Source organism: Haloplanus ruber (genome assembly GCF_024494725.1).
Lineage (GTDB): Archaea > Halobacteriota > Halobacteria > Halobacteriales > Haloferacaceae > Haloplanus > Haloplanus ruber.
Genome location: NZ_JANHDK010000001.1, coordinates 1,442,156 through 1,454,262, shown reverse-complemented (window position 1 = coordinate 1,454,262; position 12,107 = coordinate 1,442,156). Strand labels below are relative to the sequence as shown.

Annotated in this window: 17 protein-coding genes; 7 read left to right on the top strand and 10 right to left on the bottom strand. The window is 67.3% G+C overall.

Annotated features, from left to right (window positions below):
• Positions 1–103 precede the first annotated feature (103 nt).
• Entirely contained in the window at positions 104–1,555 is a 1,452-nt protein-coding gene (locus tag NO878_RS07700) for an ATP-binding protein (RefSeq protein WP_256405377.1), read from the top strand.
• A 54-nt stretch (positions 1,556–1,609) separates the two neighbouring features.
• Here NO878_RS07700 and pheA read toward each other — a convergent pair whose 3' ends face one another.
• The 6 genes from pheA to NO878_RS07670 form a co-directional block, all read right to left on the bottom strand.
• Positions 1,610–2,413 (bottom strand): prephenate dehydratase, encoded by an 804-nt coding sequence (pheA, locus tag NO878_RS07695; protein WP_256405376.1) that lies wholly within the window; start codon positions 2,411–2,413, stop codon positions 1,610–1,612.
• A gap of 43 nt (positions 2,414–2,456) precedes the next feature.
• A complete protein-coding gene (locus NO878_RS17165) occupies positions 2,457–3,872 on the bottom strand; it encodes a sensor histidine kinase (protein WP_256405375.1) in 1,416 nt (471 codons plus the stop codon).
• A 45-nt stretch (positions 3,873–3,917) separates the two neighbouring features.
• Positions 3,918–4,604 (bottom strand): imidazole glycerol phosphate synthase subunit HisH, encoded by a 687-nt coding sequence (gene hisH / locus NO878_RS07685; RefSeq protein ID WP_256405374.1) that lies wholly within the window; start codon positions 4,602–4,604, stop codon positions 3,918–3,920.
• A 102-nt stretch (positions 4,605–4,706) separates the two neighbouring features.
• Positions 4,707–5,297, bottom strand: coding sequence for a uracil-DNA glycosylase (locus NO878_RS07680; RefSeq protein WP_256405373.1), 591 nt, complete (start codon positions 5,295–5,297; stop codon positions 4,707–4,709).
• A gap of 24 nt (positions 5,298–5,321) precedes the next feature.
• Positions 5,322–5,888: an endonuclease dU gene (locus NO878_RS07675; protein ID WP_256405372.1), complete on the bottom strand. Its 567-nt coding sequence runs from the start codon at positions 5,886–5,888 to the stop codon at positions 5,322–5,324.
• Positions 5,885–6,061 carry a DUF5786 family protein gene (locus NO878_RS07670; protein WP_256405371.1) on the bottom strand — a complete coding sequence of 59 codons (177 nt, stop codon included), beginning with the start codon at positions 6,059–6,061 and terminating at the stop codon, positions 5,885–5,887. Before NO878_RS07670 ends, NO878_RS07675 begins: the two co-directional genes overlap by 4 nt.
• A gap of 128 nt (positions 6,062–6,189) precedes the next feature.
• On the opposite strand from NO878_RS07670, the gene NO878_RS07665 reads away from it, so the two are divergent.
• A complete protein-coding gene (locus NO878_RS07665; protein ID WP_256405370.1) occupies positions 6,190–6,801 on the top strand; it encodes an MBL fold metallo-hydrolase in 612 nt (203 codons plus the stop codon).
• Positions 6,802–6,825: 24 nt separating this feature from the next.
• Here the strand turns inward: NO878_RS07665 and NO878_RS07660 are convergent, their stop codons facing one another.
• Entirely contained in the window at positions 6,826–6,975 is a 150-nt protein-coding gene (locus NO878_RS07660; RefSeq protein ID WP_157689400.1) for a 50S ribosomal protein L40e, read from the bottom strand.
• Positions 6,976–7,076: 101 nt separating this feature from the next.
• Between NO878_RS07660 and NO878_RS07655 the strand changes: the two genes are divergently transcribed.
• Complete coding sequence (locus NO878_RS07655) at positions 7,077–7,538, top strand: TRAM domain-containing protein (protein ID WP_256405369.1); 462 nt, start codon at positions 7,077–7,079, stop codon at positions 7,536–7,538.
• 76 nt (positions 7,539–7,614) lie between these two features.
• On the top strand, positions 7,615–8,082 hold the full coding sequence (locus NO878_RS07650) for a Tfx family DNA-binding protein (protein WP_256405368.1): 468 nt from the start codon (positions 7,615–7,617) through the stop codon (positions 8,080–8,082).
• Here NO878_RS07650 and NO878_RS07645 read toward each other — a convergent pair.
• Together NO878_RS07645 and NO878_RS07640 are read right to left on the bottom strand one after the other, a co-directional pair.
• Positions 8,079–9,098, bottom strand: coding sequence for a mannose-1-phosphate guanylyltransferase (locus tag NO878_RS07645; protein ID WP_256405367.1), 1,020 nt, complete (start codon positions 9,096–9,098; stop codon positions 8,079–8,081). The genes NO878_RS07650 and NO878_RS07645 overlap by 4 nt on opposite strands.
• Positions 9,099–9,147: 49 nt before the next feature.
• A complete protein-coding gene (locus tag NO878_RS07640; protein WP_256405366.1) occupies positions 9,148–9,420 on the bottom strand; it encodes a DUF7091 family protein in 273 nt (90 codons plus the stop codon).
• Positions 9,421–9,570: 150 nt separating this feature from the next.
• Here NO878_RS07640 and NO878_RS07635 point away from each other — a divergent pair, with 150 nt between their 5' ends.
• The 3 genes from NO878_RS07635 to NO878_RS07625 all read left to right on the top strand — a co-directional run bounded on the left by NO878_RS07635 (position 9,571) and on the right by NO878_RS07625 (position 11,587).
• A complete protein-coding gene (locus NO878_RS07635) occupies positions 9,571–10,503 on the top strand; it encodes a replication factor A (RefSeq protein ID WP_256405364.1) in 933 nt (310 codons plus the stop codon).
• Position 10,504: 1 nt separating this feature from the next.
• On the top strand, positions 10,505–11,116 hold the full coding sequence (locus tag NO878_RS07630; protein WP_256405363.1) for an RPA family protein: 612 nt from the start codon (positions 10,505–10,507) through the stop codon (positions 11,114–11,116).
• A gap of 66 nt (positions 11,117–11,182) precedes the next feature.
• Complete coding sequence (locus NO878_RS07625; RefSeq protein WP_256405362.1) at positions 11,183–11,587, top strand: DUF8146 domain-containing protein; 405 nt, start codon at positions 11,183–11,185, stop codon at positions 11,585–11,587.
• On the opposite strand, the gene NO878_RS07620 is transcribed toward NO878_RS07625, so the two are convergent.
• The gene (locus tag NO878_RS07620; protein ID WP_256405361.1) at positions 11,579–12,034 is read right to left on the bottom strand and encodes a DUF5814 domain-containing protein; all 456 of its coding nucleotides are present in this window, start codon (positions 12,032–12,034) and stop codon (positions 11,579–11,581) included. The genes NO878_RS07625 and NO878_RS07620 overlap by 9 nt on opposite strands.
• Between the last annotated feature and the right edge of the window lie 73 nt (positions 12,035–12,107).

Below are 12,107 nucleotides of genomic sequence, written 5' to 3'. Positions count from 1 at the left end.
CGCCTGCTATCAGTGTCGAAAGTCGCGGGGACGTGTCGGTTAGTGACTCCCCGAACGGCGGTAAGCGACCATTATCTATCAGGATGGGTCGTGACTGACGATAGTGGAGACATTCGTGAACTGGTCGTCGTCCGGACGGGTCCTCGGAGCCGTCGTCCTCGTGGGGTTCGCTCTCGCGCTACTCGGCGTCTGGATCGGCTGGCTGGGTGGTCGCCCGTGGCAATCGCCGACGACTGTCGTCGCTGCCCCTCTCGGACTGGGCGTCCTCCTCGTCGCCGCGGCCGGGTGGCTCCTGCTGAGCGACCTCGGCGGGCGGACGGCCCTCCGCGTACCCGTCGCGACTCTCGCCGGGGCGCTCGCCTTCGGCGGGTTCGCGTGGGGAGTCGTCCTCGACACCCTCGTCACGTCGACCGGGGTGCGTCCGACCCTGGTCGTCCTGAACTTCGTCGGCGCCGGCGGCGCGCTTGGCGTCGTGGTCGGCCTGTTCACCGCGAAGCAGGCGGCGTGCATTCGCTCGCTCCGGAACGCCCGAAACGAGTATCGCGGCCTCTTCGACGGCATCGGCGATACGGTACTCGTCCACGACACCCGGGGACAGATCCTCGCCGCCAACGAGGGTGCGGTCGAGCACTTCGGCTACGACGCCGACACCCTGCGTCGCCGATCCATCGACGACTTGGAAGGCGAGGCGTCGTTCAATGGGCGGTACGTCGCGGGCAACGGCCGCATCGTCTACGAGACGGTCCACGAACCCGCCGACCGCGAGGCCGTCCCCGTCGAGGTCAACGCCCGTCCCGTCCGGTATCACGGCGTGCCGGCAATCCTCTCGGTCGCCCGGGACATCAGCGAGCGCCGGGCTTCGGAGCGAGAACTCGAACGCACCCGCGATCAGCTCCGTGCGCTCAACCGCGTCCTCCGCCACGACATCCGCAACGACATGCAGATCGTTCTCGGCCTCGCGGAACTCCTCGACGAGCACGTCGACGAGGCCGGGCGCGACTCGCTCGACACCATCGTCACCACGGGTGAACACGTCGTTGAACTCACGCGGAGTTCTCGGGAGCTTGCTCGGACGGTGGCCGGCGAGACGGAACTCCCCTTGGAGCCGGTGTCGCTCTCCGAGGCTATCCACGCGGAACTCGACCGTCGGCAGGAAGCCTTCGCCGACGCCACGCTGACCATCGAGGGCGAGATTCCGGACGTGACCGTGCAGGCGAACGACCTGCTCGCCTCGGTGTTTCGAAACCTGCTGAACAACGCCGTCCAGCACAGTGACCGCGACGAGCCGAGCGTCACCGTCTCCGCTGACCTCCTGCGCGGTGACCCCCGCGTCCGCGTTCGCGTCGCCGACGACGGGCCGGGCATCCCGCCGGAACTGGACGGCAACGTCTTCGGAAAGGGTGAGAAAGGACTCGACAGCACGGGGACTGGACTGGGACTCTATCTCGTCGAGTCGCTCGTCGATCACTACGGCGGCGACGTGTGGATCGAGCCAAACGAGCCCCGAGGCACCGTCGTGGTGATCGAACTCCCTGTCGTCGACGACGAAGCGTAACCGGACGCACCGGGCCTCACTGTCGGGATGACAGCGGCGCCTCGCCTCGTCCGCTCAGACCACGTGACGGGTGTCGTAGGAGCCGAGGCGGCGGACCCACCCCTTCTCGGCGATACCCTCTACCTCCTCGACTGCGGCCTGTGCGTGGTCCTCGTACAGGCCGGCCTCGAAGTCGATGTGGAAGAGGTAGTCGCCGAGACGGTCGCCCGTCGGCCGGGACTCCACCCGCGAGAGGTTGATGTCGCGGTCGGCAAACGCCTCCAGCAGTTCCAGCAGGAGGCCGGGGTAGTTGGCGTTGGGGTTGACGATGATCGTCGACTTCCCGCCGGCCTCGGTGCGCTCGTCGGCGGGTGAGATGGCGAAAAACCGGGTCGCGTTCGAACTCCGATCTTGGATGTCCTCGGCGAGGACCTGGAGGTCCGCGTCGGCGTTGTCGGGGTGGGCAATGGCGGCGACCGTCGGGTCCTCCCGGGCGTGTTCGACGCCACGAGCGGTGCTCGCGACGGCTTCGAGGGTCACCGCTGGATACTCGGATTCGAGGAAGGTGCGACACTGGGCGAGCGCCTGTGAGTGGCTGGCGACGACTTCGAAGGACTCGGTCTGAGCGACCAGGGCGTGACGAATGGGGGTGACGACTTCCTCGGCGACGCCGACGTCGTGGGCCGACAGGGCGTCGAGGGTCTCCGTGACGCTTCCCTCGATACTGTTCTCGATGGGGACGACCCCGCGGCGGTACTCGCCGTCGGCGACCGACTCGACGATGGCCGTCACGGACTCACTGAACGTCACTTCGTCGGCAACCGCTCGTGCGGCGCGGTGGGAGTAGGTCCCCGCCGGGCCGAGCGTGATGGCTTCCATGGGGCGAGGGTCGCGTGGCGCGGTAAAAAACGCGTCGGACCCGTCAGGATGCCCGCTCGAACTGCAGGACGAACACGGTTCCGCAGGGGTCGTTGTCCTCGATCCACACCTCGCCGCCGTACTGGTCGACGAGCGTGTACACCAGGTAGAGACCCAGCCCCGTCCCCTCGCTTTCGATACCCTTCTCGCCCTTGCCGAAGACCCGTTCCTTGCGGTCGTCGGGGATACCCGGCCCGTCGTCGGCGACGCGGACGGTCACCGCGTCGTCCGTCGCCGACGCCGACACCGTGACGCTCGGCTCGTCGCGGTCGCTATGTTGGACAGCGTTGTTCAGCAGGTTCCGGAACACCGACCCCAGCATGTCGTTTGCGACCACCTCGACCAGCGGGACGTTCCCACTGGTGCGAATCGTCGCCGCCGGGTAGCTCGACCGCACCTCCCGCATCTCTTGGTTCAGCACGTACGAGAGGTGGACGGGTTCGAGCGTCGGATCGGTCTCCGAGACGAGCGTCTCCATTAGATCACCCATCACGTCCGTTAGTTCGATCACGTGATCCGTCCGACTCCGGATCGTCTCCAGTTGGGGCTGATTGCCCTCCGCCACGACGTTATCGAGCAGGTCCGTCATCCCCTGGACGAGTTGCATATCGTTGCGGATGTCGTGGCGGACGATCCGGTTGAGGAGTTCGAGGCGCTCGTTTTGCTCTTCCAGCACCTCTCGGTACTCGCGGGCCTCCGTCACGTCCTTTATGGCGCCGTCGAGGTACGGGTCTCCGTCGGCAGGATCACAGCGGCAGACGGTGACCAGCCCCCAGAACGACTCCCCGTCGAGTGTCTGCAGTTCGAGTTTCTCGGTGACGACGTTCGTGTCGGCGACGGCGTCGAGAAATCGCTGGCGGTCGTCCGGATCGGCGTAGATGTCGCCCATCGGCGTCGAGAGCAGTTCTGCCTTCGAGTCGGCGCCGAACAGGTCGACCATGGTCGGGTTGGCTTCGAGGAAGGTTCCCTCGGGATCGTCTTTCGACCGAAAGATACCCGTGGGGACGTGTTCGACCAATTCCTCGAACCGCCCGAGTTCGGCTCGACGGCGCTTCCGGTCGGTCACGTCCCGGACGGTCGCCACGATACGGGCCTCGCCGTCGCGTTCGAAACGTGACGCCGAGAGTTCGGCCCAGACGCTCCCGCCGTCGCGCCGCTCCAGCAACCACTCGACAGTCGTCGTGTCGTCTCCGGGATCGACGGTCAGCCCGCTTGCCGACCCGGTGCGTGCTCCGTCAGCCAGGAGGTCCGCGACGTGCCGGCCGACGAGACGCTCCCGGTCGAACCCGGTCAGCGCGACGAACCGGGCGTTGACGGCCCGAATCATCCCGGTGTCGGGGTCGTACACAACGACCCCATCCGGGATGCGTTCGAGGAGGCCGCCACCGTCGGCCCCGGCAGTCACCGTCGATTCGTTCACACATTATATATCCGCGAGACCAGTATAAATATACGGCCCTGATTATCACGGCGGAGAACAGATGTCGACGAAGTTTCGCAGGATCGTTAGCCCTGTCTCTCCGCTTTTCTCCGGGTGAAACTGTGTGCCGAAGACAGTTCCGTCATCGTTGGCGATAACTGCAGGGAACGTACGGCCGTGGTCGCTCGTGGCGACGACCGCCTCGTCGTCGTCCGGGACGGCGTAGTAGGAGTGGACGAAGTAGGCGTGCTCGCCGTCGACGGAGCCGCCGCGGTCGCTCCCCTCGACGCCCGTGACCAGCGGGTGAGGCCGTTCGACCGACAGCTCGTTCCAGCCCATGTGGGGAATCTTCTGGCCCTCGGCGAACCGGACGTTGCGCCCGGGGATGAAATCCAGGCCGACGACGTCGCCCTCGCCGGCGTGGTCGGCCTCCTCGCTCGACGTGAGGAGCATCTGCATCCCCAGACAGATGCCAAAGACCGGCTGACCGCGGGCGACGGCGTCCGCGAGCGCCTCGCGGTACGGTCCGGCGTTCTCCATCCCCTCGCGGAAGGCGCCGACCCCCGGTAACACGATGCCGTCGGCGGCGGCGAAGTCGTCCGGGTCGTCGGTGATGGTCACGGCCGCGCCGGCGCGTTCTAGGCCACGCGTCGCCGACCGGAGGTTGCCGAGGCCGTAGTCGACGATGACCACGTCCGCCAGCGCCTCCGACGGCGGTTCGGACAGGCTCATACCGACACTCCGTGGGCGGGGGGGAAGTGGTTTTTCGTTGCGTCAAACGTCGTCGGTCCCATTCCCCTCGAGAGTCGGCGGCCGGGCCGGTGTGGCTCCCACTCAGTAGTCGCCGAGCCGTGCCTGATCGCCGCTCCCAGCACCGACGAGGTCGGCCGCCCGAGTGATCGCGTCCTCGAAGGCGCCGCGCTGGCTCCGGTCGTACAGCGTCGCCGCGGGATGCAGACAGAGCAACACGCGCTGAGGGGACCCGCCGAGGCGGACGTCGACGACCGATCCCGTCTCCTTTGTCACCGCCACCGACCGGTCGAGCAGACGTTCGCCGGGGACCTTCCCGAGCGTGACGATCAGGTCGGGATCGACCGCTTCGATCTCTCGCTCTAGGAATCCCGCGCAGTTGTCGAGTTCCGCGGCGTGGGGGTCACGGTTCTCGGGTGGCCGACACCGGACGCAGTTGGTGACGCGGACATCAGCCCGTGCGAGGCCGGCGTCCCGGAGCGCATCGTCGAGGACCGATCCCGACCGGCCCACGAACGGTTCCCCCTGGTCGTCCTCGTTGGCGCCGGGCGCCTCGCCGACAAACAGCAACGCGGCGTCGGCCCGCCCCGTCCCGTTGACGATACGACTCCGTGACTCAACGAGCGCCGGGCACTGCTCACAGGCACACACGTCCGGCCCCTCCGTCTCGACCATAGCGAGTGCCAGTGGGCCGGCGGCTTAAGTCTCCTCGTCTGCCCGAAACCGACGGGCGGCCCGGGCCGCCAGCCGAGCCACTCGGAGCGGCTCCGGGCGACCGCCGGTCGGCGTGAACGCACGCACCGTCTCGGCGGCGGCGTCGTCGTCGACGCCGACGGCTCGGACGTACACCGTCTCGTCGTTCACGTCGAGGCGTCGGCGCGGCGGCAGGTCGCGGTACGTCCGGAGTCGGCGGTCGAGTGCGTCACCGGAGAACGCGTCCCGGAGCGCGGGTTCGAGTCCGGGACTGGCCTCGAACGAGACGGCGATGACGGGCCGGTCGACCCGGTCGTGGAGCGTCGACAGGTCCACGAGGTTGAACCAGGCCGGTGCGATTCCCGCAACGAGGAGGACGCGCACGTCCTCCCGATCCAGCGTCGTCCAGAGGTCCGCGACGGCCGCGGTGGCGTCGGTGCCGCCGACGGTACAGGAACCGAAGACGAACCCGTCGGTGACTCGGTCGGGACGGCAGACGGCTCCGCAGAGCACGCTTCGGTCGTCGTCCGAAAAGGATTCCGCGACTCCGAGCGCTCGCGCGCCGGATTTCACTCGTCTTTGATATCTTTGAGACGGTCGATCAGTTCGTCGTTCGACGCCCCGATTTCGAACTCGACCGATCCCCGGTGATCGTTTTCCGACGTTTCGACGCCCTCGTTGTCGTCGAGGTCGGCGTCTAACTCCTGGTTCTCCTGTTCGGATTCGTCGTAGCTCCCGAAGCCCATACGTGTTGGTCTACCACGCCCACAACCAAAAAGGATTTGCAGGGGGCGTTCGTCACCATCCGCCCGATTCGTCGCCGGCTTCGAGGGCCACCCGCCTGCTTTTACCGACGCGTACGGAACGTCACGGCATGGACGTCCACAACGTCACCGCGGGCGCCGAGGAGTTCACCTGCAACGCCTACCTCGTCACCGGCGAGAGCCCAGCACTGGTGGACGCGGGGACGATGCCCGGCGTCGTCGACGTCGTCACCGACCACGTCGACGCGCTGGATCGGGTGGTGCTCACCCATCAGCATCACGACCACGTCGGCGAACTCGACGCCGTTCTCGACGCCTTCGACGCCGACCTGTACGCCTACGCCGACCACCCCCGGCGAACCCACGCGCTCGCCGACGGGGACGGCGTCGCGCTTGGCGACGAGTCCTTCGACGTCGTCTACACGCCGGGACACGCCGACGACCACGTCTCGCTCGTGAGCGCGCACACCCTGTTCAGCGGCGACGTGGCCGTCTACAACGACGGCGCCTTCGACGACGGGAGCTTCGGCCGCACCGACAGTCCCGGGCAGTCACGCGAACGGCTCATCGAGAGCCTAAAGACACTGCTGGATCGCTTGCCGGACTCGGTGACAGCCATGTACGCCGGTCACGGCAACCCCGTCCCCGGCGGTGAATCCGTCCGGACGGTCGTCGAACGAGCACTCGAACGCGCCGAACGCCGGGAGCCGAAGTACGACTGACGGCGTCGAGAGAAGAGAGGCGACTCAGGCGCTACGGCGCTCTTTGGCCTTCGGGCGGAGCTTCTTGTAGCCGCACTTCCGACAGCTCTCGGCCCGGGCGGCGTTGCGCGCGTTGCACCGCATACAGATCTGTTTCTCGAGCATCCGTTTTTCGGCTTCCTCGAACTTGGCCATGCGCCCGGGTTTTCGGCCGACCGGCATAACGCTTGCGAGTGCCCCCGAGCAGCGGTCGGGACAACGCAAGCGTTTAGACGGCCGATGGAGTAGTCAGTGGTATGGCGAACTGTCCGCTCGCCGACGACTGCCCCAGTTTCTCGGAGCGAATCCAGGGCATGGGGTGTCAGCACTACGGTGACCGCGGGGGCGCCGAGTGGTGCAACCACTACGATATGCCCATCTCCGACCTGAAACAGCAGCCGGTGAAACCCGGTGAGGAACTCGTCGTCGAGGTGACCGACATCCACGAGAGCGGTGCGGGCGTCGGCCGCACCGAGGACGGCTTTATTGTCCTGGTCGACGGGACGCTCCCGCCGGCCCGAGCGCGGGTGCGCATCGACCGCGTGAAGGCCAATCACGCGACAGCCGACGAGGTCGAACGGCTTCCCGACGACCCCGACGAGGACGCCGAGGGGGACGAGACAGCCGTCGACACCGAGACGGAGACCGAGTCGACCGACCGCGACGACTCGGGTCGCCCAGAGCAACTGGGCAGTCGCGACAACTTCTGGGGCGGGTGAGCGCCGGCGCCGTCGCGGCGTCGCGAGCGGACAGCGTGAAGTGTAGCTTTTAATGCCCGAAGGCATACATCGAGGCATGGACGACGACCCGGACGCGGACGCGCTGCTCGAACGCGCCGGTTTTGACCCCGAGAACAGCGTGTTGACGCGTCGGCAGGCGGAGGTGCTCGCGCTTCGCGAGCGGGACGTGCGCCAGTCCACCATCGCGGACCTGCTCGGTACGTCCCGCGCGAACGTTTCGAGCATCGAGTCGAGTGCACGAAAGAACGTGGCGAAGGCACGCGAGACGGTCGCGTTCGCCGAGGCGCTCACCGCGCCGGTTCGCGTCGAAGTCGACGAGGAGACCGACCTCTACAACGTCCCGAAACTCGTCTACGACGCCTGTGACGCCGCGGGCGTCAAGGTAAACCATACCGCCCCCGACCTGATGAAACTCGTCAGCGACGAGGCCGGCGACGCGGTGAAGGGTCGCGAGGTGCAGGCGCCGCTTCTGGTCGGCGTCACCACCGACGGAACCGTCCGCGTTCGCCAGTCGAAGCGCTAGAACTCCCCTTCTGCGTTCAGCTCCGCGACCAGTTCGCGCACACGCTGTGCCGCCGCCGTCGGCACCACGAGTATCCGGTCGTCGTAGGCGACGACCGCCACGTCGTCGACACCCACCAGCGAGACGTGGATGTCGTCGCCGGCGACGACGTTGTTCGTCGCGTCGACGGCCCGTACCGACGCATCACCCGCGACGACCGTCCCATCCTCGTCCGCCGGGAGGATACGCCGGAGGGCGTCCCACGATCCCAGGTCGTCCCACGCGATATCGAGGGGAACTACCGCGACCGACCCGGATGCGGCGCGTTCGAACACCGCGCGGTCGACGCTCACGGGATCGACCGCCGCGAACCCGGTCTCGGGGTCGCCCCGGTCGAGCGCGTCGATCAGGGGGGCAAGCGGGGCGTCAGTTGCCCCTGCCGCCGTCAGGAACGCTGCCGGTGTCCACGCAAAGATGCCCGCGTTCCAGTAGTATCCCGCCTCGACGTACCGCCGTGCCGCCTCGGCCTCGGGCTTCTCGTGGAAGGCGGCCACCTCGGCGTACGCTCCTCGGTCGGGACCAGGTTCGATGTAGCCGTAGCCGGTGTCCGGCCGGTCCGGTTCGACTCCGAAGGTGACGAGCGACCCCGTCTCGGCGGCGACCCGCGCACCACGCCGGGCTGTCGGTTCGAATGCGCCGTCGACGTGGTGATCGCTCGGGAGCGCGAGCATCACGGGGTCGTCGAACCGCTCGGCGACGCGGTGGGTGGCGTAAGCGAGCGCTGGCCCGGTGTCCTTGCCGGCGGGTTCGACGAGAACCGAGGCTTCGGGGACCGCCTCCCGGACCGCGTCGGCGAACGCGGGACGGGTCGAGACGACCACCTCGTCGGCGAAGTCGGCGCGTGCGACGGTGCGTTCGAGAAGCGTCCGCTCGCCTCCCAGCGCGAGCAACTGTTTCGGGCGGTGGTGCCGACTCGCGGGGTAGAGCCGCGAGCCGATACCGCCGGCGAGTACTACCGCGACGAGCGGTCGATCCATACCGGGCGGGTGGATGGCCCCCGGCAAAAGCGCTCCGACGGGCGGACTCTCACCACGTCTCGACGACGCCTTCGCGGACGTCCTCCGCACACCCCTCGCAGTCGGGGTGTCCCGACTCGAAGCAGTCGGGACGCCCCTCGTCGTCGACGGCGACAGCACGCCGCTCGGCCGCCCGACGGCAGACGATGCGGACACGCCCCGCCTCGTCCCGGGGCAGGTCGGCCGCCGTCTGGCCCTCGCGGTAGGCCTCCCGCGCCTCCGCGTAGCGGTGGCCGGCCGAGCGGAAGGCCGTCCGCACGAACCGCTCCAGTCGGTCGTCCATACGCACGCTTGCGGCGGATCCCTCAAAGACCCGTCGCCGTCGGGCCTGGCGGCGGCGTTCACTTTCACCCCGGTCACGGAACTTTTTATATCGTCCCGATCCAACTGACGTGTGCCTCCCCACGAGAACAGACCGGAGGCAAGTGAGACCATGACCGATTTGCATACCCACGCGGAGGACATCGTAGCGCAGTTCTCAGATCATCTCGATCTGGACGTCGACGACGTCGAGGAGCGACTCGACAACCTCGTCAACGAGTACCGGGTCCCGGTGGACGAGGCCCGGCGAAGCGTCGTGAACAGCTATCTCGACGAGGCCGACTTGGACCGAGACGCGCTGGGCGGTGGCGGCGGCAACGCCGCCGTCGGTCTCGCCGAGATCGACGAGGACGAACAGTGGATCGACGTGACCGCCAAGGTCGTCGAACTCTGGGAGGCACGGAGCGACTCCGTCGCCCAGGTCGGCCTGCTCGGCGACGAGACGGGCACCACCAAGTTCGTCGCCTTCGAGACCTCCGACCTGCCCGAACTGGCCGACGGGGCGGTCTACCGGCTGGAGAACCTGGTGACCGACGAGTACCAGGGCAACTTCTCGGTGAAGCTCAACCGGACGACCACGATCACCGAGGTGGACGAGGAGATCGAGGTTGGCGACGACGCCGAGACCGTCGAGGGGGCGCTGGTCGACATCCAGAGCGGCAGCGGTCTGATCAAGCGCTGTCCCGAGGACGACTGCACGCGCGTCCTCCAGAACGGCCGGTGTTCCGAACACGGCGACGTCGAAGGTGAGTTCGACCTGCGGATCAAGGGCGTCCTCGACGATGGCGACGCGGTCCACGAGGTGATCTTCGACCGCGAGGCCACGGAAGCGCTCACCGGCATGACCCTCGACGAAGCGAAGGACATGGCGATGGACGCACTGGACACTACCGTCGTCGCCGAGGAGATGCGCGCCGACACGCTCGGACGGTACTACCGGGTGAGCGGGCCGCAGTTCGGCCGCTACGTACTGGTCGACGATTTCGAGCGACTGAGCGATCCCATCGACGCCGAGGCGGCCCTCATCGAAGCGAGGTCGATCTAACATGAGCCAGGCACCCACCCGGGAAGTCGCACGGCGCGTCTTCGCCCGCGAGTTCAACGACGCGAGTCACACGTTCAAGGAGTCCGAAGACGAGCGCGCTCCCGTCTACCTCCTGCTTCCGACCGGCGAACGCGCGAACCGCGTGTTCCTCGTCGGGACGCTCACCGAGAAGGAGGACGTCGGCGAGGGCGACGAGTACTGGCGGGGTCGGATCGTCGACCCGACGGGCACCTTCTTCGTCTACGCTGGGCAGTACCAGCCCGACGCCGCGTCGGCGCTCCGAGAGCTCGAACCTCCGGCCTACGTCGCCGTCGTCGGCAAGCCACGAACCTACGAGACCGACGATGGAAGCGTCAACGTCTCGGTGCGCCCCGAGTCTATCACCGCTGTCGACGCCACCACGCGGGATCGCTGGGTGGCCGAGACGGCGACCCGGACGCTCGAACGCGTCGGTGCTTTCGACGACGAGGGCGACGAGTACGCCCGCATGGCCCGCGAGGAGTACGACCTCGCCGTCGACGAGTACCGCGAGGTGGCGCTCGCGGCCCTCGAAGGCCTCGACGAGTCCGACGAACTGAACGGCGACGGCGCCGACGCCCCCGCCGAACACTGACCGCCGGCGAAGCTCCTCCTCGTCTGACAAACCGTTAAGTGAGTCGCCGTCGAAGCCCGAGTGACGATGGGCAACAAGAACAAGACCGTCTCCTTTCGCGTCAACGAGGACGCCTTCGAGACCCTGCGCGAGATCGCCGAGGAGCGTGACCTCTCGCTTTCGGCGGTGTTTCGCGACTACGTCGACATGCTCGTTGCCCACGACGGCCAGGTCCGGGTCGTCCCCGAACACGAGTTCGACACCACGACAGACGACGGCGCGGAGTTCCCGCCCACGGTAGAGGTGCCAAAGAGCTTCGTCCGCGAGCACGAACGCCTCGAACTCGAAGCCGAACACCTCCGTGAGCAACTCGACGAGCACAAGCGGTACGTCGACCACCTCCGGGAACGCTTGGAGGACAACGAGGAGGAGGTCATCCAACTCGAAGACCTAGATGGCGAGCGCGACGAACCGTCCTACCGGCTAGGCTGACAGGGTTCGACGCGCCTCGCGGGCACGCCGCTCCATGTCGTCGGCGCCCTCGACAGCCGCCAGCGACTCCACCGCCTCCAGCCGCCGGACTGCCCGGTCGAGAAAGGAGAGGACGTCACCCGGATAGGCATAGAGCATGTAGTCGTCGCTCATCACGTCGACGATGGCGTCCGGACCGAGTCCCTGCGCTCGAAGTTCCAGCAGGTAGCGGATGAACTGTCGCTCCGGATAGCCCGTATAGATGTCGTCGGGGTCCTCGCAGTCGAGGAAGTCGGTCGCGAAATCGAGCAGTCGATCACGGGTCGCGTCGTCGAGTTTCGAGAGGCCGTCGCCGCTGTAGAGCACCTCCATCGTCGCCCCCTTGAACGCCCCCTTGGGGATAGACGTATCTAGCTGTGAGACGATCTGCCGATGGTTCTTCAGATAGACCTTATCGGTGATGGCCACTATCACCACGTAGATAGCTGTGAAACTAAAGCGTCCCGACTCCGGGCGTGGGGGGCCGACACAACCCTCGTCA